This is a genomic window from Rhodococcus yunnanensis NBRC 103083 (assembly GCF_001895005.1).
Classification (GTDB): Bacteria; Actinomycetota; Actinomycetes; order Mycobacteriales; family Mycobacteriaceae; genus Rhodococcoides; species Rhodococcoides yunnanense.
Genome location: NZ_BCXH01000013.1, coordinates 167,520 through 189,869, shown reverse-complemented (window position 1 = coordinate 189,869; position 22,350 = coordinate 167,520). Strand labels below are relative to the sequence as shown.

The 22,350-nt window shown below is 62.6% G+C and carries 18 protein-coding genes and 2 tRNA genes; 15 read left to right on the top strand and 5 right to left on the bottom strand.

Annotated elements, in window-relative coordinates; translation table 11 throughout:
• Positions 1–1,400: 1,400 nt before the first annotated feature.
• Positions 1,401–1,679, top strand: coding sequence for a hypothetical protein (locus tag RY1_RS30180; protein ID WP_072805810.1), 279 nt, complete (start codon positions 1,401–1,403; stop codon positions 1,677–1,679).
• A gap of 815 nt (positions 1,680–2,494) precedes the next feature.
• Here the strand turns inward: RY1_RS30180 and RY1_RS20195 are convergent.
• From RY1_RS20195 to rpmH, 5 genes are all read right to left on the bottom strand, one after another.
• The gene (locus tag RY1_RS20195; protein WP_174565437.1) at positions 2,495–3,007 is read right to left on the bottom strand and encodes a Jag family protein; all 513 of its coding nucleotides are present in this window, start codon (positions 3,005–3,007) and stop codon (positions 2,495–2,497) included.
• A gap of 185 nt (positions 3,008–3,192) precedes the next feature.
• Complete coding sequence (gene yidC / locus RY1_RS20190; protein WP_072805809.1) at positions 3,193–4,284, bottom strand: membrane protein insertase YidC; 1,092 nt, start codon at positions 4,282–4,284, stop codon at positions 3,193–3,195.
• A gap of 4 nt (positions 4,285–4,288) precedes the next feature.
• On the bottom strand, positions 4,289–4,612 hold the full coding sequence (gene yidD, locus RY1_RS20185) for a membrane protein insertion efficiency factor YidD (protein WP_072805808.1): 324 nt from the start codon (positions 4,610–4,612) through the stop codon (positions 4,289–4,291).
• Positions 4,609–4,989: a ribonuclease P protein component gene (rnpA, locus tag RY1_RS20180; RefSeq protein WP_072805807.1), complete on the bottom strand. Its 381-nt coding sequence runs from the start codon at positions 4,987–4,989 to the stop codon at positions 4,609–4,611. Before rnpA ends, yidD begins: the two co-directional genes overlap by 4 nt.
• A 33-nt stretch (positions 4,990–5,022) precedes the next feature.
• The gene (rpmH, locus tag RY1_RS20175; RefSeq protein WP_026347786.1) at positions 5,023–5,166 is read right to left on the bottom strand and encodes a 50S ribosomal protein L34; all 144 of its coding nucleotides are present in this window, start codon (positions 5,164–5,166) and stop codon (positions 5,023–5,025) included.
• Positions 5,167–5,766: 600 nt separating this feature from the next.
• On the opposite strand from rpmH, the gene dnaA reads away from it, so the two are divergent.
• From dnaA to RY1_RS20105, 14 genes are all read left to right on the top strand, one after another.
• Positions 5,767–7,323, top strand: coding sequence for a chromosomal replication initiator protein DnaA (gene dnaA, locus RY1_RS20170; protein ID WP_072805806.1), 1,557 nt, complete (start codon positions 5,767–5,769; stop codon positions 7,321–7,323).
• Positions 7,324–7,927: 604 nt separating this feature from the next.
• Complete coding sequence (gene dnaN, locus RY1_RS20165; protein WP_072805805.1) at positions 7,928–9,112, top strand: DNA polymerase III subunit beta; 1,185 nt, start codon at positions 7,928–7,930, stop codon at positions 9,110–9,112.
• Positions 9,113–9,191: 79 nt separating this feature from the next.
• On the top strand, positions 9,192–10,112 hold the full coding sequence (gene gnd / locus RY1_RS20160; RefSeq protein ID WP_072805804.1) for a phosphogluconate dehydrogenase (NAD(+)-dependent, decarboxylating): 921 nt from the start codon (positions 9,192–9,194) through the stop codon (positions 10,110–10,112).
• 3 nt (positions 10,113–10,115) lie between these two features.
• Complete coding sequence (recF, locus tag RY1_RS20155) at positions 10,116–11,336, top strand: DNA replication/repair protein RecF (RefSeq protein ID WP_072805803.1); 1,221 nt, start codon at positions 10,116–10,118, stop codon at positions 11,334–11,336.
• A complete protein-coding gene (locus RY1_RS20150; protein ID WP_072805802.1) occupies positions 11,333–11,917 on the top strand; it encodes a DUF721 family protein in 585 nt (194 codons plus the stop codon). The genes recF and RY1_RS20150 overlap by 4 nt, the downstream gene beginning before the upstream one ends.
• 252 nt (positions 11,918–12,169) lie before the next feature.
• Positions 12,170–13,018, top strand: coding sequence for a metal-dependent hydrolase (locus tag RY1_RS20145; protein WP_245819786.1), 849 nt, complete (start codon positions 12,170–12,172; stop codon positions 13,016–13,018).
• Positions 13,019–13,053: 35 nt separating this feature from the next.
• Positions 13,054–14,151 carry a PDR/VanB family oxidoreductase gene (locus RY1_RS20140; protein ID WP_072805841.1) on the top strand — a complete coding sequence of 366 codons (1,098 nt, stop codon included), beginning with the start codon at positions 13,054–13,056 and terminating at the stop codon, positions 14,149–14,151.
• Between the two features lie 295 nt (positions 14,152–14,446).
• A complete protein-coding gene (gene gyrB / locus RY1_RS20135; RefSeq protein WP_072805840.1) occupies positions 14,447–16,489 on the top strand; it encodes a DNA topoisomerase (ATP-hydrolyzing) subunit B in 2,043 nt (680 codons plus the stop codon).
• 59 nt (positions 16,490–16,548) lie between these two features.
• A complete protein-coding gene (gyrA, locus tag RY1_RS20130; protein ID WP_072805800.1) occupies positions 16,549–19,089 on the top strand; it encodes a DNA gyrase subunit A in 2,541 nt (846 codons plus the stop codon).
• Entirely contained in the window at positions 19,089–20,513 is a 1,425-nt protein-coding gene (locus RY1_RS30690) for a DUF3566 domain-containing protein (RefSeq protein WP_139279925.1), read from the top strand. Before gyrA ends, RY1_RS30690 begins: the two co-directional genes overlap by 1 nt.
• 110 nt (positions 20,514–20,623) lie before the next feature.
• A tRNA-Ile gene (locus RY1_RS20115) sits at positions 20,624–20,697 on the top strand.
• Positions 20,698–20,727: 30 nt separating this feature from the next.
• Positions 20,728–20,838 carry a DLW-39 family protein gene (locus tag RY1_RS31050; protein WP_218019826.1) on the top strand — a complete coding sequence of 37 codons (111 nt, stop codon included), beginning with the start codon at positions 20,728–20,730 and terminating at the stop codon, positions 20,836–20,838.
• A gap of 54 nt (positions 20,839–20,892) precedes the next feature.
• Positions 20,893–20,965 (top strand) — tRNA-Ala (locus RY1_RS20110).
• A gap of 409 nt (positions 20,966–21,374) precedes the next feature.
• Positions 21,375–22,322 carry an acyl-ACP desaturase gene (locus RY1_RS20105; protein WP_072805797.1) on the top strand — a complete coding sequence of 316 codons (948 nt, stop codon included), beginning with the start codon at positions 21,375–21,377 and terminating at the stop codon, positions 22,320–22,322.
• Positions 22,323–22,350: the final 28 nt, after the last annotated feature.

The window sequence follows — 22,350 nt, the reverse complement described above, 5'->3', positions numbered from 1 at the left end:
AGAGTGACCGAATGTCGCCCTCACACACTGACGGGTGACCGGATGTGACATCCGCTCGCACCCTGTCGGCGGACGCCCGCGCCGCGCACCGCGGGCATAGCGAATGTCACCCTCACACACCGCCAACTGAACGAATGTCACCCTCACACACCGACAGGTGACCGGATGCGACATCCGCCCGCACAGAGGCAGCGGTACGGGCCGGGCCTCGAGTGGTCCGCGCGGACAGGCCTAACCGGTTCGGACGTCAACGCACAGCCATCGCGAGCTCTCTACGGTTCCACGTGAAACAGCGGGCACGCATTCACCGCATCTCCGTACCGAAGGAGAATCGATCACTCGCAGCCGTGGGCGTCGAGGACCGGTTGCGTGAGCACGCAGCCGGTCCGACGAGGCTATCGGTCCGACCAGGCTATCCGTCCAGGCACCGACACGAGCACAGGGCAGACTTCGACATCTCGACCGATGCAGCGCACATCGTGCCGACACTCCCTCTGCAAGCGCGGGCCGACAACACCTCTTCCGTATGCGCCGGCGATGGAGCGCCGAATCGCACTGCCCCGACGCCACGAGCTCTGGCTGGATCGACGGTGATCTGTCTCAGTTCCACAGCACAACCGAGTACGCCAGCGGTACCCGCCGTCGATAGACGGCGGATACGCGATCGTCACCACACCCGACGGCAACATCCCCTAGCTGTCAAAGGTTCGCCCCATCACAGTGCTGGTCTACACAGCAGCACCCAGTCTCTCGACCCTTTCGATTCATCCGAGCCGGTGCCGAACCTCCGCGCTCGTCGCTGACGCCACCTCGGGTGTACGCCGCATCGCCCACCTGATCTCGGGCCGATGCTGGCGTCCGCCCACGATCGAGCCCGCCCACCCTCAGAGCCACAGTTGCGGGGTTCCCTGTGACCGACGGCGCAGGCCCGGCCCTCGCCAAGCCTCCGCACTACATCTGGCGGCAGCTCGAGCCAGGGAACTAGGTCGATCAGGCTGGCCGACTGTGCCCGCCGATGCAGACCGGATCCAACGCGGAAGCCCGGACTCCACTCCGATGCACGGTCTCCGGTCTCGGCAAGATCAGTTCCTTCCCGGACCAGTCGAGCGCCGCAACCTGCGAACGTCAATCCGCCCGCGAGATCGCCTCGCGGTCTTGGACCGCGACGTCCACTGGGCGACCAGCCCCGCCATCACCACATGACAAAAGCCGGTTGAACTGCACACTCCCGCTGTCCCCGACAGATGCGATGCGCGTTCCCCGAGCCCGCTACAGTCTGGGCCGGCTCGAGTTTCACGTGAAACTCGTCCCCAGGAGGGTAGCCATCGGACTGGCGACCCATCGGAACCCCGAACAGCACGAGATCGCCTCCAAGGAGCCTCCATGACTCAGAGGCTTCCATGACAGATGTCGACCTCGCGGCCGAGGACCGGTCTTCCCTCGAGCCGATACCCACAGACGAACTCGCCGTGCGACGCGTGCCGTCATTCGCGCCGAGCATCGTTCACCGCCATGGGCCGGGAAGACTCGCGGTCCGCATCGTGGGGGGAGGGTCCTCGGGTGTCACCCAGCAGTCGACATCTGCGGACACAGTCGCCGAGACAGCGCCCACGCCTCCAGTGCGCAGCATTCAGTCCGGCGCGCCGGCTCCTGCCAGCGGCCGACGGTTCAGCCCCTGAAGCAGGCGGCGACCAGTCCACACCACCACACCACCACCACAGCACCACCACAGCACCACCACCACCACCAGACCACGAGCTGACGGTCTCCAGATCCACGTGATTGCGCCAGCTGTAGCTAGTCGAGTCACCGCTTCATCGAGAGCTGGCTCCAGGCGATCCGACCCAGTTTCACGAGAGCGCAAGTGCGTGAGATCCGCACGCGTCAGTACCGTCGGCCATTGTCGGTCCGGTGAATCTCCACCGCAGGTTTCACGTGAAACTCCGGCACCCGGCCCCGTCGCACCCAAGGCCCGCCACGCACACCCCGTCGCACCTAACGCCCGCACGCACAGGGCAAACGGAGGACACTGAGTCAGCCAACTGCCGAGAGCATTGCCCGTCCTACTGCTGTCCCAGCCATCAGCTCACGACCCCATCGACATCTCCCGCACTCCCAGCCGAACGGGAAGACGATGGTCCGCGCCGAAATCCACGCGAAATTGTTCGGGCCCGGCGTTCTGACAGGCGGCGTCATACGGTTGTCCCGCGCCGGTACCCCTAGTGCATAGACAACGCGCATCCGCACCAGGCTCATGCCGACAGACACGGCTCGACCCCAGTTTCACGTGAAACAGAGGATGTTCGCGTCGGAAATGACCCAGCCCGACGTATGGGGGAGCAGCGTCACTGTGACGATTCGCTCGACCGCCGATGTTTCACGTGGAACGCCGCCGACCCGAATGACATCAATGAAATTTGAACATTGAATTGGAACCCGAAACAAGAAAGCCCCCAACCGAAGTTGGGGGCTTTCTCGGACACTGACTGGAAGATCAGGACTTCACGACGACCACTCGTCGGGAAGGCTCGACGCCGGTGCTCTCGCTGTCGACGCCGTCGATCTTCGCCACGGCGTCATGGACGATCTTGCGTTCGAACGGAGTCATCGGAGCAAGTTCTTCGCGTTCCCCGGATTCCAACACACGTCGCGCCGCGTCCACACCGAGCGCACCCAACTCGCTGCGGCGGTTCGCACGCCATCCCGCGACATCGAGCATCAGCTTGCTGCGCTCGCCCGTCGACTGCTGGACTGCCAACCGTGTCAATTCCTGCAGAGCGTCGAGAACCTCGCCTTTGCGACCCACGAGCTTGGTGAGATCGTCACCGCCGTCGATGCTGACGATCGCTCGATCGCCCTCGACATCGAGGTCGATATCTCCGTCGAAGTCGAGAACGTCGAGAAGCTGCTCGAGGTAGTCGCCCGCGATTTCTCCTTCTTCGACGAGGTAGTCCTCGGAATCCTCATCCGAGTCGTCCTGGTCCGAGCCCTCGGCGTCGACATCCACATCCCGCGTCTCCTTCTCGGAATCGCTGGCCCCCTCGGATATTTCCACCTGCTCGTCCCCGCCTACCTTGTCGGTTTCTACTGCCACGACTTCACTCGCTCCGTCCCCAGCGCTCACTGTGTTGTCCGTACTCGTTGCTTCTTCGGTATCTGCAGGCATGTTCGTCCTTGTCGTCGACGCGTCGGTCAACGTCGCTTGCGCTTCGACTTGTTGCGGTTGGCCGCAACACTGGGCTTCTTCGGTACCGGAGTTCCGTTGGAGGACGGACTCTCGCTCGATGAGGGAGCGGTATCCGAAGGCTCATCGCCGGCAGGCGGGGGCGTCATCTTGGAGAGCTTGGGCCGTGCGCCCGGCTTCGGCTTGGTCACCGGCTTCACTCCGGGCTTCGGTGCGTTCTCCGTACGCTTGTCGAGCGCGACCTTCTTCTTCGCCTCTTCCTCTTTGTCGATCTTGCCGAACACCAAGTGCTGCTGGCCGTAAGTCCACGCATTGTTGCTGACCCAGTACAGAAGGATGGCGATAGGCAGAAATGCGCCGAAGACGAGAACACCGAGCGGGAAGACGTACAACGCAAGCTTGTTCATGATCGCGGACTGCGGGTTCGCAGCAGCAGCTTCACTCTGTCGTGCGACCGAGGCGCGCGAGTTCATGTGGGTGGCGATCGCGGCGATGACCATCAGCGGGACGGACACCGCCACGATGGTCCATACCGACGGCACTCCCAGTCCCTTGGCCGGGTTGACGAAGGCGTCGAGCTGAGCCTGCGGCATGGTGATCCATGCCGAGATCGGCGCACCGAACAGGCGAGCATCGAGGAACGACTGAACGTCGGCGACAGAGAACGCATAGTTCCCGATCTCTCGGTTCTGCTCGGGCGACAGGCTGAGCTGACCGACTCCGGTACCGGTTCGGTTGAAGGAACGCAGCACGTGGAACAGACCGATGAACACGGGCGCCTGCGCGAGGACGGGAAGGCAACCCATGATCGGGTTGAAGCCGTGTTCCTTCTGCAGCTTCTGCATCTCGACAGCCATACGCTGCTTGTCTTTGCCGTACTTCTTCTGCAGCGCTTTGATCTGCGGCTGCAGCTCCTGCATCTGGCGTGTCGTACGAACCTGCTTCACGAAGGGTTTGTACAGAATCAATCGCAGAGTGAACACCAGGAACACCACGGACAACGCCCACGCGAAGCCGTTGTCGGCGCCCAGCACGAAGCCGAACACCCTGTGCCATACCCAGAGAATCCAGGAGACCGGATAGTAAATGAAATCGAGCACGGCTCTATGTACTCCTCTGTTCGTCCACTCTCGCGAGATCGTGGCTGTCTTCGGTCGAAGTCTGCTTGCCGGCGCGCCAGGAACCACGCTCGGGCACGGGGTCCCACCCTCCAGAGTGCCAGGGTGCGCATTTGAGCAACCGCGCTACGGCCAACAGAGAACCTTTCATCGCACCGTGCGTCCTCAACGACTCGACCGCGTACTCACTGCACGTTGGAGAAAAACGGCAGGTCGGCAGTCTCAGCGGAGATACATAAGTGCGGTACAGCTCGATACAGAAGATCAAAGACTGCGCGGGAAGTGAACGGACTGCACGTAACAGAGTCATGCGCGCTCATCTTTCGCTGCCTCGACGTACCCGAGCTTCTTCAGTCCCGAGCGAACCTGTCGATGCATGTCCCTCGAGGACAATCGTGCCGCGCCCGGAAGCGCTCTGATGACGACGTCGCTGGTGTCGGGGACATCGGACAGGAGCTCGGCGCAGATATGCCGAAGCCGGCGCGCAACTCGATGACGAGTTACCGCCGGCCCGACAGCTTTACTCACGATCAAACCGAATCTGGAACGCCCTGGGCTGGTTTCAGAACCTGCGTCGTCACGCGCGAACGCATGTACAACCAGGTCTTGTCTACCCATTCGGCGGCCTCGACGCATCACACGTTGGAAATCGGCGCTGTGATGCAATCTGTGCGGCTCAGGTAACACCCCGAGCTCCGTAAATTCGGACGAACAATGAATCTAGGCGGTAAGTTCCTTGCGTCCTTTACCACGACGCGCGGACACGATTGCACGGCCTGCACGCGTACGCATACGAAGACGGAAGCCATGAACACGCGCGCGGCGTCGGTTGTTCGGCTGGAACGTCCGCTTGCCCTTGGCCACGGTGAACACTCCTCGAAAATCATTGACGCCCTTGTGGCGTCGGCAACGGTAGTAACGAGTCCGGTCGAACTCGAGTTACATCCCCGAGCGAGAAATCCGAGTGAACACAGACTGTAAGCAGCCAGCAAGCATCGGCCACCTCGCCTTGGGTGACTGTTCGAGAGTACTGATCGAGTTCGCGGTGGTCAAACTCGTGGAATCTACGCCCACAGGACTACATCCGTGTAATTCATCCACAGGGCTGGGGAAAACTCCATGTGTATAACCGCCATCACCGCAGTCTCTTCGTTCACTCACAGGGGACGTGCATAACTCGAGTCGATCCCGGTTCGCAACGCCGCAGTTCACAGCGCCGCGCAGACAAAATCGAGCGTCCGGTTGCCGCGCTGGGTGACATCGTTGTCGTTAATCCACACCTGTGGATAATTGTGTGGAAACACGGACCAGGTGGCATATTCGTACCCGGCGCGTATGCACTGTTCGACTGTGGATCCCCCGATGGACTCTTGACTGGGGACGATATCCGAGTTCGACGTGACGCGAGTGGAAAACCATCATCGGACTTCAGCCGTTGACTGCACTGTTCGATTAGGAGGCACCGTGAACGACGATCCGGATGCGCTGGCGCGCGTCTGGCCAGAGGTTGTCACGGAGTTGACCTCCGACCGGCACAGCGGCCAACCACTGACCAAAGGTCAGAAGGCGTGGCTCGCGCTGGTGGAGCCCCTGACGCTGACTCAGGGATTTGCGCTTCTCGCCGTTCCTTCCTCGTTCGCGCAGGAAGCGATCGAGCGGGACCTGCGCGAACCGATTCTGCACGCGCTCGGGCGACACCTGGGTCAGGGTGTGGAAGGACTCGGCGTTCGCATTTCGGCCAGGGACGAGGAGAAGCCGGAATCCGAACGTCCGGTGGAACGGCAGACCGAACGTCCTCCGTATCCGGAGACTCCCAGCTCACCGACGTATCGACGACGCTTCCTCACCAGCACCGACGACGACCCCTCGGACTCGGAGACTGCCGATTACGAGGAAGTGGACGACGAACGCGAGGCGCTGGCCAGCGTCCAGAACTCGTGGCCCACCTACTTCACCAAGCCACCGGAGACCACCTCGCCCACTTCGGGCGCCGGAAGCCTGAACTCGAAATACACCTTCGATACCTTCGTCATCGGGGCGTCCAACCGTTTTGCCCATGCCGCAGCGGTCGCCATTGCGGAGGCGCCGGCTCGTGCGTACAACCCTCTGTTCGTCTGGGGTGCATCCGGGCTCGGCAAAACCCACTTGCTTCACGCAGCCGGCCACTATGCACAACGACTCTTTCCCGGCATGCGAGTGAAGTACGTCTCGACCGAGGAATTCACCAACGACTTCATCAACAGCCTTCGTGACGACCGCAAGGTGGCGTTCAAGCGCCGCTACCGCGAGACCGATGTGCTCCTCGTCGACGACATCCAGTTCATCGAGGGCAAAGAAGGTATCCAGGAGGAGTTCTTCCACACCTTCAACACGCTGCACAACGCGAACAAGCAGATCGTGGTCTCGTCCGACCGGCCACCGAAGCAGCTGGCCACCCTCGAGGAGCGGCTGCGGACACGATTCGAGTGGGGCCTGATCACCGACGTCCAGCCGCCCGAGCTCGAGACGCGCATCGCCATCCTCAGCAAGAAGGCTCGGATGGATCGCCTCGACGTCCCCCACGACGTCCTCGAGCTGATCGCCAGCCGAATCGAACGCAATATCCGCGAGTTGGAGGGTGCACTCATCCGAGTCACTGCCTTCGCCTCGCTCAACGGACAAGCGCTGGACCTGACGTTGGCCGAGGTCGTGCTGCGTGACCTCATGCCGGACTCCTCGAGCCTCGAGATCAACGCGGCGACGATCATGGCCGTCACCGCCGAGTATTTCAACACCTCGATCGAGGACCTGTGCGGCCCCGGTAAGGCGAGGGCGCTCGCGATGGCCCGTCAGATCGCCATGTATCTCTGCCGTGAACTGACCGACCTCTCACTCCCGAAGATCGGGCAGACGTTCGGCCGTGACCATACGACCGTCATGTACGCCGACAAGAAGATCCGCAAGGAAATGACGGAGCGGCGCAAGGTATATGACCAGGTCCAGGAGCTCACTGCACGTATCAAACAACGCTCCAAGCGCTGACACTCGCTGCGGCCATCGCGCCGTAGCGCGCGCCGCGGCGGTCCTGCACCACCGGACGTCGGGTGGGAACACGGAATGACCGTGATCCCACCCGACGTCTTTTTTGTAGTTTGAAACCGGACATTCGGTCTCCGCGGAGAGAATTTTTCGGGGCTGTTTCCAGTAATGCACACCTGTGGATAACCATGTGGACAACTGTCGCTATCTGGGGATGGATTGTGAGAGCCTGTGAACCGGTAGCCGCCGGTCCACATGCCTCCCCACCGCAACCGGTGATTGGTCCAGAATTCATCCCCACGACACCACGCCTGACGACCTGCCGCTCGAGGGGTGTGTGCACAGATTCCACAGGACCTATTAATACGAAGAATTTCTCTTGAAGAGATCTCCTTTGAAAACAGGTGTTGGGGACAGATCCGTTCACAGCTCCTCCGAACCGCTTGCGCGTCGAGATGTTCGGCTTTCAAGTTGCCCGTGGAGGGCATACGGTGTGCATCTGCCGGTTGTGTCAGACTCTTCGATGCACCGGTACTCGAGTGCACCGCACTCGCCGAAGACCCTTCTTCGAGAAGAACCGCTGCCGAACGAGAGGAAAAGCCGAGCGATGGAGCTTGGAAGTCTGAAGTTTCGCGTTGCTCGTGAAGATTTCTCCGATTCAGTTGCATGGGTTGCTCGAAGCCTGCCGTCGCGGCCGCCTGTCCCGGTTCTCGGTGGAGTTCTTCTCGCTGCCGACGACCAAGGTTTGACCGTCTCCGGATTCGACTACGAGGTTTCGGCCCAGGTTCGTGTGTCCGCCGAGGTGGCTTCCCCAGGTCGAGTCCTGGTATCGGGCAAACTGCTGGCGGACATCACGAAGTCCCTGCCGAACAAACCGGTCGATGTCGGTGTGGACGGAACCCGGGTCCTGATCACGTGCGGGAGTGCAAAATTCTCACTGCCGACGATGCCCGTCGAGGACTACCCTCAACTTCCTGAGCTCCCGACTCAGACCGGCTCGATCGCCAACGAGGTGTTCGCCGAGGCGATCTCTCAGGTCGCAGTCGCTGCAGGCAGGGACGACACCCTTCCCATGCTGACCGGAATCCGCGTCGAGATCCAGGGCACGACCGTCGTGCTCGCCGCCACCGATCGTTTCCGCCTCGCGGTTCGCGAACTCGAGTGGATGCCGGTCGGCGGCGAGACGAAGACCGAGGTTCTCATCCCGGCCAAGACGCTCTCGGAATCGGCAAAGTCCTTGGGAGGCAACGGAAATTCTCCCGTCGAGTTGGCGCTCGGTTCCGGATCCTCGGTCGGCGCAGACGGTCTGTTGGGCATCATCAGCGAAGGCCGACGTACGACGACCCGTCTGCTCGATGCAGATTTTCCGAAGTTCCGTCAGCTGCTGCCGCCCGAGCACACGGCCGTTGCCGTCGTCGAGATCGCTCCTCTCGTGGAAGCCATCAAGCGTGTTGCGCTCGTTGCCGAACGAGGTGCTCAAGTTCGACTCGAGTTCTCCAGCGAAGGCGTACTGCTCTCCGCGGGCGGGGACGACGCAGGCCGGGCCGAAGAGGCGCTCGCGGCGGACTTCCAAGGGGAAGCGCTCACCATCGCCTTCAATCCGGGATATCTCATCGACGGCCTGTCGTCGCTGCACAGCGAAAAGGTCACGTTCGGATTCACCACTCCCAGTCGGCCTGCGGTTCTGCGGCCGACCACGGATGATGAACTGGTACCCGATGCGTCGGGCAAGTTCGCGGCACCGCAGAGCGCTTACACGTATCTGCTGATGCCGGTTCGACTGCCTGGCTGATCGGGTACGGACTACGTGCGTGGCCGTTTCTGCAGAGCACGCGCACGAAGACACCGGACACTAGATAAGGACGTTCCTCATGCAGCTGGGACTGGTCGGCCTCGGAAAAATGGGCTTCAACATGCGTGAACGTCTGCGCGCCCACGGTCACGAAGTGATCGGATACGATCCACGACCCGAGGTCACGGACACACCGTCGCTCGAGGGCTTGGCGCAAGCACTCACCGCTCCGAGAGTGGTGTGGGTGATGGTTCCGTCCGGAGATATCACGAGAAGTACCATCACCGGTCTCGCCGACGCCCTCGAGGAGGGCGACCTGGTCATCGACGGTGGTAACTCACGATTCACCGACGACGGTCCCAATGCCGAACTGCTTGCGAAAAAGGGAATCGGCTACATCGACGCGGGTGTGTCGGGCGGTGTGTGGGGCCTGGAGAACGGCTACGGCCTGATGGTCGGTGGCTCCGAGGCAGACGTCGCGAGGGCACTTCCCATATTCGACGCCCTTCGCCCGGAAGGCGAACGCGCCGACGGTTTCGTGCACGCGGGCCCGGTCGGTGCCGGTCACTACTCGAAGATGGTGCACAACGGGATCGAGTACGGGTTGATGCAGGCATACGCCGAGGGATACGAACTGCTCGAAGCAGAAGAGCTGGTACAGGACGTCCATGGTGTCCTTCGCGCGTGGAGCAAGGGGACCGTCGTCCGATCGTGGTTGCTCGATCTTCTCGTGCAGGCTCTTGCACAGGATCCGGAATTCGCCGAGATCTCCGGCTACACAGAGGATTCCGGCGAGGGTCGGTGGACTGTCGAGGAAGCGATCAGGCATGCGGTGCCTGCACCGGTGATCTCTGCTGCCTTGTTCGCGCGCTTCGCCTCCCGCCAGGACGATTCGCCCGCGATGAAGGCCGTGTCGGCGCTGCGCAATCAGTTCGGTGGACATGCGGTCAAGCGGGCAGGCTCCGAGGAAACTCTCCGAGCTCCAGACCCGAAGAAATAGCTCTTGTTCGTTCGTTCCTTCACCCTGCGTGACTTTCGCTCGTGGGACGACGTCACCATCGAACTCGGTCCGGGTTCGATGGTGTTCGTCGGCCCGAACGGTCATGGGAAGACCAATCTGCTCGAGTCGCTCGGATATCTGTCGACGCTGTCATCGCACCGTGTGTCCTCGGACGCGCCGCTGATTCGTGCCGGGGCAGATCGGGCGTTCGCTGCCGCATCCGTGGTCAATCAGGGCAGAGAGCTGACAATAGACGTCGAGATCGTGGACGGGCGGGCGAACAAGGCGCGGATGAATCGCTCGCCGGTTCGACGCCCACGCGAGATACTCGGTGTGCTGCACAGTGTCCTCTTCGCTCCTGAGGACTTGTCGCTCGTGCGTGGCGATCCAGGCGAACGACGCCGCTATCTCGACGAGCTGTTGACCACCCGCCGTCCTCGAATGGCCGGTGTGCGTGCCGATTACGACAAGGTACTGCGGCAGCGGTCGGCTCTGCTGAAGACAGCAGGAGGCGCGCTGCGCCGCGGGACCGCCTCGAGCGACGGAGCGAGTGCACTTGCCACACTCGATGTCTGGGACGGCCACCTCGCGGCCCACGGCGCGCAGCTGTTGTCCTCCCGTATCGGCCTGGTGCATGAGCTGACACCCTTTGTCGCAGAGTCGTATTCGTCCATAGCGCCGGAATCGCGTCCGGCGGCGATACGGTATCGAAGCAGTCTCGCCGACGCGTTGCCGCCCGAGTTCGCCGATCCGCTGCGCACACCGGAGCCGGACGACGTGGAGGTACTGGAAGCTGCTTTCCTGCATCAGCTTTCGATCATGCGGCAGCGTGAGATCGAGCGAGGTGTCTGTCTCGTCGGCCCCCATCGCGACGATCTGGAACTGGCTCTCGGTGATCAGCCGGCCAAAGGCTTTGCGAGTCACGGAGAATCGTGGTCGTTCGCGCTGTCGCTGCGGTTGGCGTCGTTCGGTCTGCTTCGTGCCGAGGGCACCGACCCGGTACTGATGCTCGACGACGTGTTCGCCGAGCTGGACCGGAAGCGTCGCAGCGCGTTGGCACGGGTTGCGGTCGATGCCGAGCAGGTGCTCATCACTGCTGCTGTGGCAGAAGATGTTCCGCCGGAACTCGACGCACGCAGGTGGGGAGTGTCGGCTCTGCAGGGCGACACGGGCCGAGTGTCGCGGATCGACTCGATCGACGAGAGCGAGGGTGTCGGATCGTGAACGAGGATCCCAGTTCCGGTGAATCGGCCGAAACGAACGAGCAGGACGATGCGCCGCAGCAGGAGCTTCGGGGGGTGGATCTGGCCCGTCGTGCTCTCGAGGAGGCACGGGCGGCGGCGAAAGCCAGCGGCAAGTCCGTCGGGCAGGGTAGGTCGTCGCCGAGCGGTGGTGTGCGCGCACTGCGTGGCCGTCGTAAGAGGGGATGGTCGGGTGCAGGCCCGGACGATCGTGACCCGCAGACCCTCGGATCGTTGACCGGGTCCATCGCCAAGAGCCGTGGATGGTCGGACAAGGTTGCCGAAGGCACGGTGTTGGGGCGGTGGACTGCCGTCGTCGGCGACGATATCGCCTCGCACGCCACCCCGCTGAAACTCGAGGACGGCGTGCTGAGCGTGTCGGCCGAATCGACGGCGTGGGCGACCCAACTGCGACTGATGCAGGCTCAGATTCTGGCGAAGATCGCCGCGGCCGTCGGTCACGGGGTCGTGAAGACGCTGAAGATCACCGGTCCCACGACGAAAAGTTGGCGAAAAGGTGAGCGTCACATCAAAGGACGGGGCCCACGCGACACGTACGGCTGACCCAAAACATACTTGGACCTGCAAGTATCTTGTCGATAACGTCTCGGCAACGAAGTCATAACGATTTCAAGTGTGATCTTGGTTGCCTTGACGTATGTTCGGTGCGTAGCGTTCGGTCCGAAGACAGTCACATCGGATGCGGGGGGCGACACCGGACTACTGGATCGACGAGGGGTTATCGTGGTTTTTGCGGAAGAATTTCGGCGGGTCGACGCGTCTGCTTCGGCAGACTCGGTTCCGGAGGATCGCGTCGTGCTTCAAGCACGAAACGTCTCTTTCGACTGGAGTTCGCTACCCCTCCACTACGTCGACGACGATCCACTGGCCACTCATCTCGTCAACGTGATGCACCTGCTGCTGCCCGAGGGCGAAGAGTGGTTCGTCCGCACGTTCAAAGAAGCCCTTCCGCTGATTCACGACGACCGATTGCGTGATGACGTCATCGGTTTCATCGGTCAGGAAGCGATGCACGCCACCGCGCATACGCAGGTCCTGGATTCGCTGACCGCGCACGGAATAGACGTGAAGCCGTACGTCGAGCAGATGCAGTTCCTGTTCGGCCGCGCGCTCGGCAACCGGCCGGGTCACGGACGAAACAGTCTGGTGGAGCGAGTTGCCCTCATCGCGGCCGTGGAACACCTCACGGCGTTTCTCGGTGACTGGGTTCTCAACGCGCGCGCCCTCGACACAGTGGAGGTCGATCCCACGATGCTCGACCTCCTTCGTTGGCACGGTGCCGAAGAGGTCGAGCACAGGGCTGTCGCTTTCGAGGTCATGCGTTATTTCGATGTCCGACCGGCGAGACGCATTCGTACCTACATCGCGATCGCGCCGACGCTCGTATGGTTCTGGGCCCGAGGCGTTCGCTTCCTGATGAGCCAGGATCCGACACTGCAGGGACTTCCCGAGAAGTCGCGCGGCCCGTCCTTCAAGGACTACCGAAAAGTGGCATCCCGAGGTCTTTTTCCAGGTCCGATGATGATCTGGAAGGCGTCACTGCGGTATTTCAAGTCCGGATACCATCCGGCGCAGGAGGGATCCACCGAGCAAGCTGTGCAGTATCTGGCGTTCTCGCCTGCTGCGCGGGCCGCCGAGCGGTGAATCAACGGATGGGTATGCGACGCAAGCTCGCCAAGATGACCGACACGGTGGACTCGTTTCGCCAGGGACGGATCGTTCCGAGCGATCTTTACGGTCGGTCGGTGCCGGATCAGACGGTGTCCATCGTCACCGATGCTCTCGACAAGTGGTTCGCTCTTCTCGACGACGGTGAGTACTCGGGCGAGCACGCCTTGCCGCCCGTTGCCCGTACGGTACGGCTCACGCTCGAGCAACGTGAGGTTCTGTGCGTCGACGAGCAGGTCGTACGGTTGACGTTCCGCGCTTCGGACGGGGCACCTCTGGCAGCGTGGGCTCCCGGAATGCACCTCGACTTCTACCTGCCCTCCGGACGGCGACGGCAGTATTCGTTGTGCGGCGATCCGGGTGACCGAGGCACGTATACCGTTGCGGTGCGGTACATTCCGGACGGCGGGGGCGGTTCGGAAGAGATGCATTCACTCGCCGTCGGTACCGAGTTGTCGGTCCGGGGACCGCGCAACGGTTTCCCGTTCGTGCCGTGCGGCCAGGCAGTCTTCGTCGCCGGTGGCATCGGAATCACGGCGATCCTTCCGATGGTGCGCGCCGCGAGGACGCTCGGAATGGATTGGCGGCTCGTCTATTGCGGACGATCTCGTGCGTCGTTGCCGTTTCTCGACGAGATCGAGCAGTGGGAAATCGATCGAGTGACGGTCCGTACCGACGATGTCGACGGTATTCCGACGGGTGAAGAGCTGTTGTCCCAGGTCGAAGGCGGCTCGGTCTATTGCTGCGGACCTCCGCCGATGATCGACGCCGTACGGACGAGCTTCGACGCGGTTCCCTCGACTCACCTGTACTTCGAACGATTCTCGCCTCCGCCGGTGCGCAACGGCGTGAAATTCGAGGTGCAGTTGGTGAACTCGGGGCGCATCGTCACCGTTCCCGCGGACAAGACTGCGCTGCAGGCGATTCGGGAGATCGAACCGAATGTCGCGTACTCCTGCCAACAAGGATTCTGCGGAACGTGCCGCACCCGAGTCCTGAGCGGGACCCCCGAACATCGTGAGAACCGATTGACCGCGGAGGAGCAGCGGGACGAGATGTTGATCTGCGTCTCCCGGTCCACCGGCGCGAGGATCGTGTTGGACCTGTAGCCGTCTTCAGGCGGATTGACCGTCCATCTTTGTCGCCGGGTGCTGAGAAAATGCGTCTGTGAGGCTTTCAGGGCCCATTTCGGGGTGTCATCGTCCCCAAGCTGTCGGCTGGTACCAGTAGTATGGGCTGGTAACAGAGAAGCCCTACGGAATCGACTCCTTCTGATCGGGACGATCGCCACGACGGTCGTGCGGTGCGGAGGAAGTGACCCGTGCGCCTGGCACCTTCCGGTGCAAGGGGGCGGCACCGGAAGGTGCGATGGACTTCCGACGCGTAAAGGAGAACAACCGAACCGTGGCTGCCGACAAGTCGGGTAAGACCGAGAACAAGGATTACGGCGCTTCGTCGATCACCGTGCTCGAGGGATTGGAAGCAGTCCGCAAGAGACCCGGTATGTACATCGGTTCCACCGGTGAGCGCGGCCTGCATCATCTGATCTGGGAAGTGGTCGACAACTCGGTCGACGAGGCGATGGCCGGGTACGCGACCACCGTCGATGTGACGATTCACGAGGACGGCAGTGTCGAGGTCGTCGACGACGGCCGCGGTATCCCCGTCGGTACACACGTCTCCGGTGTCCCCACCGTCGAGGTCGTCATGACCCAGCTGCACGCGGGTGGAAAGTTCGACTCCGACTCCTACGCCGTCTCCGGTGGCCTGCACGGCGTCGGTATCTCCGTGGTCAACGCGCTCTCGACCAAGGTCGAACTGACCATCGCGCCCCGTGACGGAAACCTCTATTCACAGACCTACGACTACGCCAAGCCGGGTCCGCTCGAGATCGTCGCCAAGACCGACAAGCAGGGAACCACCGTTCGCTTCTGGCCGGACGGCAAGATCTTCGAGACCCTCGACTTCAGCTTCGAGACCGTGCACCGCCGCCTGCAGGAGATGGCGTTCCTCAACAAGGGACTGACCATCAACTTCACCGACGAGCGTGTTGCTCCCACGGACGCCACCGAGGAAGAACTCGGCGAAACTGCCGAGGCGCCGAAGTCGGCGTCCGAGGAAGAAGCCGAAGCAGTCGAGGTCAAGCCGCACAAGGTCAAGAAGCGGACGTACCACTACCCGGATGGTCTGATCGACTTCGTCAAGCACATCAACAAGACGAAGACAGCAATTCACAGCTCCGTCGTCGGTTTCACCGCAAAGGGTGAGGGCCACGAGGTCGAGATCGCGATGCAGTGGAACGCCGGATACTCCGAGTCGGTCCACACCTTCGCCAACACGATCAACACACACGAGGGCGGAACCCACGAAGAAGGATTCCGCACTGCGTTGACCTCGACCGTCAACAAGTACGCAGCGGAGAAGAAGCTCGTCAAGGAGAAGGACGGCAAACTCACCGGCGACGACATCCGTGAAGGCCTCGCCGCTGTCATCTCCGTGCGCGTGGGCGAACCGCAGTTCGAAGGCCAGACGAAGACGAAGCTCGGCAACACCGAGGTCAGGTCGTTCGTGCAGAAGGCGTGCAACGAGCACCTCGCGCACTGGTTCGAGTCCAACCCGGCCGACGCCAAGACCATCATCAACAAAGCCGTCTCCTCCGCGCAGGCTCGAATGGCTGCGCGTAAGGCGCGAGAGTTGGTGCGGCGCAAGAGCGCAACCGACATCGGCGGACTTCCGGGCAAGCTCGCCGACTGCCGATCCAACGACCCGGCGAAGTCCGAGATCTACATCGTGGAGGGCGACTCCGCAGGTGGTTCGGCCAAGTCCGGTCGTGACTCGATGTTCCAGGCGATCCTCCCGCTGCGCGGAAAGATCATCAACGTCGAGAAGGCACGTATCGACCGCGTCCTGAAGAACAACGAAGTCCAGTCGATCATCACTGCGTTCGGTACCGGCATCCACGACGAGTTCGACATCACCAAGCTGCGCTATCACAAGATCGTCCTGATGGCCGACGCCGACGTCGACGGTCAGCACATCTCCACGTTGCTCATGACATTGCTGTTCCGGTTCATGCGTCCGCTGATCGAGCACGGGCACGTGTACCTCGCGATGCCGCCGCTCTACAAGCTCAAGTGGAGCCGCGGTGAACCCGACTTCGCGTACTCCGACCGTGAGCGCGACGGACTGCTCGAGGCCGGTATCGCGGCCAAGCGCAAGATCAACGTCGAGGACGGTGTTCAGCGCTACAAAGGCCTCGGTGAGATGAACGCGAAGGAGCTGTGGGAGACCACGATGGATCCTTCCGTGCGCGTTCTTCGTCTCGTCACTCTCGACGATGCCGCCGCTGCAGACGAACTCTTCAGTGTGCTGATGGGTGAAGACGTCAGTGCCAGGCGCAGTTTCATCGCACGCAACGCCAAGGACGTTCGTTTCCTGGACGTGTGACACGCCGGTCACCTGGTGTATTCGCTTATCACACATAGATTTTCGCTGAAGGAGAAGTAATGTCGGATATCACCGAGCCTCCTGTCGGGCCTCCCGGGCAGACGACCAACGCCGAGGGCGGCGACCGAATCGATCCGGTCGACATCCAGCAGGAGATGCAGCGTAGTTACATCGACTACGCGATGAGCGTCATCGTCGGTCGCGCGCTTCCCGAGGTCCGCGACGGTCTCAAGCCGGTGCACCGCCGCGTGCTGTACGCGATGTACGACTCGGGCTTCCGCCCCGATCGCAGTTACGTCAAATCTGCACGCCCCGTTGCCGAAACGATGGGTAACTACCACCCGCACGGTGACACCTCGATCTACGACGCGCTCGTTCGTCTTGCGCAGCCGTGGTCGATGCGATACCCGCTCGTCGACGGACAGGGCAACTTCGGTTCTCGCGGAAACGACGGCGCGGCCGCCATGCGTTACACCGAGGCTCGCCTGACGCCGCTCGCCATGGAGATGTTGCGCGACATCGACGAGGAAACCGTCGATTTCATCCCCAACTACGACGGCAAAACCCAAGAGCCGACGGTACTTCCGTCTCGTGTGCCGAACCTGTTGATGAACGGTTCCAACGGTATCGCCGTCGGTATGGCCACCAACATTCCGCCGCACAACCTCCGCGAACTCGGAGACGCAGTCTTCTGGGCACTCGACAACTTCGAGGCCGACGAGGAAGCAACTCTCGCGGCCTGCATGGAACGGGTGAAGGGCCCGGACTTCCCGACTCACGGACTCATCGTCGGTGGCCAGGGAATTCAGGACGCATACTCCACCGGTCGCGGCTCGATTCGCATGCGCGGCGTCGTCGAGATCGAAGAGGATGCCAACGGCCGATCCACCATCGTGATCACCGAGCTCCCGTACCAGGTGAACCCGGACAACATGATCACCTCGATCGCCGAGCAGGTTCGCGACGGCAAGCTCTCGGGGATCTCCAAGATCGACGACGAGTCCTCGGACCGCGTCGGCATGCGCATCGTCGTCACCATCAAACGTGACGCCGTGGCCAAGGTGGTGCTGAACAACCTCTACAAGCACTCCCAGCTCCAGACCAGCTTCGGCGCGAACATGCTCTCGATCGTCGACGGTGTTCCGCGGACACTGCGCCTCGACCAGATGATCCGCTACTACGTGACTCATCAGCTCGACGTGATCGTCCGCCGCACCCGCTACCGCCTCCGCAAGGCCGAGGAGCGGGCGCATATTCTGCGCGGTCTCGTCAAGGCGCTCGACGCGCTCGACGAGGTCATCGCCCTCATTCGTCGCTCTCCGGACGTCGATGCCGCTCGGACCGGCTTGATCGAGCTGCTCGACGTCGATCAAATCCAGGCCGACGCCATCCTCGCGATGCAGCTGCGACGCCTTGCTGCCCTCGAGCGTCAGAAGATCATCGACGAGTTGGCCGAGATCGAACTCGAGATCGCCGAACTGCAGGACATCCTGGCTCGCCCGGAGCGCCAGCGTCAGATCGTGCGTGACGAGTTGGCCGAGATCGTCGAGAAGTTCGGCGACGACCGTCGTACCCGCATCATCGCCAGCGATGGGGACGTCAACGACGAAGATCTCATCGCACGCGAGAACGTCGTCGTCACGATCACCGAGACCGGTTACGCCAAGCGCACCCGAACCGACCTGTACCGCTCGCAGAAGCGCGGCGGCAAGGGCGTGCAGGGCGCGGGCTTGAAGCAGGACGACATCGTCAGCAAGTTCTTCGTCTGCTCCACCCATGACTGGATCCTGTTCTTCACCACGAAGGGCCGGGTCTACCGCGCCAAGGCGTACGAGCTTCCCGAGGCCAACCGCACGGCACGTGGTCAGCACGTCGCCAACCTGCTGGCGTTCCAACCGGACGAGCGGATCGCCCAGGTCATCCAGATCCAGACCTACGAGGACGCCCCGTACCTGGTTCTCGCGACGAAGGGCGGCTTGGTCAAGAAGTCCAAGCTCACCGACTTCGATTCCAATCGCAGTGGCGGAATCGTCGCGGTCAACCTGCGCGGCGAAGACGAACTCGTCGGCGCGGTACTCGCGTCGTCCGACGACGACCTGTTGCTCGTCTCGGCACAGGGACAGTCGATCAGGTTCTCGGCCACGGACGAGGTTCTGCGTCCGATGGGCCGCGCGACATCCGGTGTGCAGGGCATGCGGTTCAACGGCGAAGACCAGCTCTTGTCGCTCAACGTCGTCCGTGAGGGCAAGTATCTGCTGGTCGCGACATCGGGTGGTTACTCCAAGCGCACTGCGATGGAGGACTACCCGCAGCAGGGTCGTGGCGGCAAGGGCGTACTGACAATTCAATACGACCCGAAGCGTGGCACCCTGGTGGGAGCTCTCATCGTCGACGACGACGACGAGCTCTACGCCATCACCTCGGGTGGCGGTGTGATCCGGACTGCAGCGAAGCAGGTACGGAAGGCGGGCCGACAGACGAAGGGCGTTCGGTTGATGAATCTCGGTGAAGGCGACACACTGCTCGCTATCGCCCGCAATGCCGACGAACCCGAGCCGGGCTCGGAGAGCACCGAAGATGATGCATCGAAGGAGTCGTAGTGAGCACTCCCAACAGGCCAGGCAGTGCGCCGGGTCCGCAGAGTGATCGAGCCGAGCAGCCGGTCAGGCCCCAGCCTGCTGCGCGGCCCGCTGGCCCGCCCTCGGGGCGGCCCGCAGGCGCGCCGCAGGGTGGCGCGCCACAGAGTTCACCGCCTCAGGGTGGGGCTCGGCCACCGGTGAAGCCGCCGCAGGGCCCTCCGCAGGGGCGGCCTCCTCAGGGCACTCAACCCCAGGGCGGTCAGTCCCGGGGTGGACAGTCCCCAAGTGGTCAGCCGCCTCAGCGTCCCCAATCTCCTCCTGCGGCTCCCAGGGCGGCCGAACGCCCTGCCCAGACCGAGACGCAGGCACCCGACAGGGCGCCCAAGGCTCAGCCGACTGCTCAGCAGCCGGATTCTCGACCTTCGGAGCGTCCGATCCAGCCACCGGCTGGGGCGGCTGCCGCAGCGGAGGGCAGGGAATCGGAACAGGCAGCGCCTCGTCTGCCCGCACCGCCACGTCCCTCGGCCGCGGAACAGCCTCCTACCCAGGCTGCTCCCCGCGTCGAACAACCGGTCGAGGAGCGACGCCCGCGGGATCCGTTGCGGGCAGGCGAAAACCAGCCGCCGACCGCTGCGTTCCCCGGACCCAGGGACGAGCGGATTTCCGAGCCGTCCCCGGCCAACGGCTCGGCCCAGGGTGCACCGCCGTGGCAGCGTGGGCAACGCTCGGATCAGGGGCAGCCGCAACCACAGGGCCAGCCGCAGCGCCAGCCACAGACGAATCTCTCGACCCGGCCGGGATCGCTGCCCTCGGGTGGACCGCTGCCTTCGGGGGTAGGGGTGGATACGACCAAGAGTGACCCCACCCAGGCAGCTGCTTACTCGGCAGTCGAGGATCCCGAGGCCAAGACGCAGCGCCGCGAGGCAGCCAAGTCGAAGGCCGCGGTCATCGACGGGCCTACTCGGCACATCGAGCGCAAAGATCTGGCGAAGGACATGCCGGACCTGTCGGAGGTACATCACCCGGAGTCGACTGCCGACAAGCAGCAGGTGTCGCAGCCGGCCCTCGTCGTGGCTCGTACCGAAGGCGAGTCTCTCCGCGCGACCATTCAGCTACGCAAGATCGACCCCTGGTCGACGCTGAAGATCTCGCTGGTCATCGCTGTGTCGCTGTTCTTCGTGTGGATGGTGGCCGTCGGTCTGCTGTACGCGGTGCTCGACGGTATGGGCGTCTGGGACCGGCTCAACAGTGCATTCACCGAGATCGTCAACGAGTCCGGTGAAGGAGGACTCGTCAGCGCAGGCCAAGTCTTCGGATACGCCGCTGTGATCGGTGTCATCAACGTCGTTCTGTTCACCGCGCTGACGACTATCGGTTCCTTCATCTACAACCTCTCGTCCGACCTGGTCGGCGGCGTTGAAGTGACATTGGCGGATCGGGACTGATTCACCTGGTGGCGGGTGCCGCATCGGGCCGTTTTGGAGTACAGCGGTTCGATACGGTAACCTCACTCCTCGGTTCGGGAAGAGAAAATCTTTCCGTTTCCGAGGTTCGCGGGCCTATAGCTCAGGCGGTTAGAGCGCTTCCCTGATAAGGAAGAGGTCGGAGGTTCAAGTCCTCCTAGGCCCACACCGAGCGAGACGAAGAGGGTGAGTTTCTGTGAAGATTCTCGTCCTTGTCGGAGCGGTGGTAACGATCCTCGTGGCAGTGTCGAAAGTGCGTTCCATACGCTCTGGAGACGGGGTCTGGCACGAGGTAACGACCGCCTGATCGTCCGCTGGTAACAAGCGTGTACGCTGTTGTTCGCTTGTTCAGCACCACCCCGGGGCCTTAGCTCAGTTGGTAGAGCGCTGCCTTTGCAAGGCAGATGTCAGGAGTTCGAATCTCCTAGGCTCCACCCAGAAAAGACGCCCAGCCCTCACCGGCTGGGCGTCTTTTTTTGTCCGGTCACCGCGGTCACGCTGCTGTGACGGGTGCCAACACACCCAAGCACCAGTGGGTACATCTCCAGAGATCTGCCGGAGCTGCCGCAGAAGTCGCCTCGACCCCCTACCGTTCGGTAAGTACGAGGTTCGACGACGGGCTCGTGGTTCGAACGCACCGCAGGGGGGTGCGTCCGAACCACGCCATCCGAAGCCGCCACCTCCGCCGGGCCGCCCGCAGGCTCCACTCTCCCCACACCTTGGGTCGTTCCGCAGGCTCCACTCCCGCTACAAGGGTCGTTCCGCAGGCTCCACTCCCGCCACCCTGGGTCATTCCGCAGGCTCCACTCCCGCCCCATCCACTCGTGGACAGGATCAGCAACAATGCGTGCTCTCGATCACACCGAACTTCTCACCGAGCTCGAAGAAACGATGGAAGACAATCTCAATCGCCACCTTTCGATGGCGAAGGAGTGGCATCCACACGACTACATCCCCTGGGACGAGGGTCGGAACTTCGCGGCAATGGGTGGAGACGACTGGGACGAATCGCAGTCGTCGTTGTCGGACCTCGCGCGCACCGCCATGATCACGAACCTGCTGACCGAGGACAATCTGCCGTCGTATCACCGTGGGCTTGCCGACAATTTCTCACTCGACGGTGCGTGGGGGACCTGGGTTGGCCGCTGGACGGCGGAGGAGAACCGCCACGGAATCGTCATGAGGGACTATCTGGTCGTCACTCGCGCGGTGGACCCGGTCGAACTCGAGCGGGCCAGGATGCAGCACATGACCACAGGCGTCGACGCTCCGATGGACGGGGCGAACTTTCTCCACTCGGTCGCCTACGTGACATTGCAGGAACTGGCCACCCGGGTTTCCCATCGCAACACCGGTCTGGCGTGTGGGGACGAGGTTGCGGACCGCATGCTGGCGCGTATCGCAGCCGACGAGAACCTGCACATGATCTTCTATCGCAATCTCGGTGCCGCGGCCCTGGACCTGACACCCGACCAGACGATCAAGGCAATCGCCGACGTCGCGACGGACTTCGCGATGCCAGGCCTGAACATGCCGAACTTTCGCAAACATGCCATGACCCTTGCCAAGTACGGAATCTACGACCTCCGTCAACACCTCGACGAGGTACTGATGCCCGTTCTGCGCAAGTGGCGCATCTTCGAGCGCAACGATTTCTCCGGTGAAGGCGAGCGGGACCGCGATCGTCTTGCCGCATTCGTGGACGAGCTCGGCGTCAAGGCAACACGGTTCGAGGAGTCGCGGGATCGCCTTCTCGCCAGGCAGGCAGCACGCGGCGAGATCGCCTCCTGAGCCGATCGGTCACCCTCCCCACTGCGCG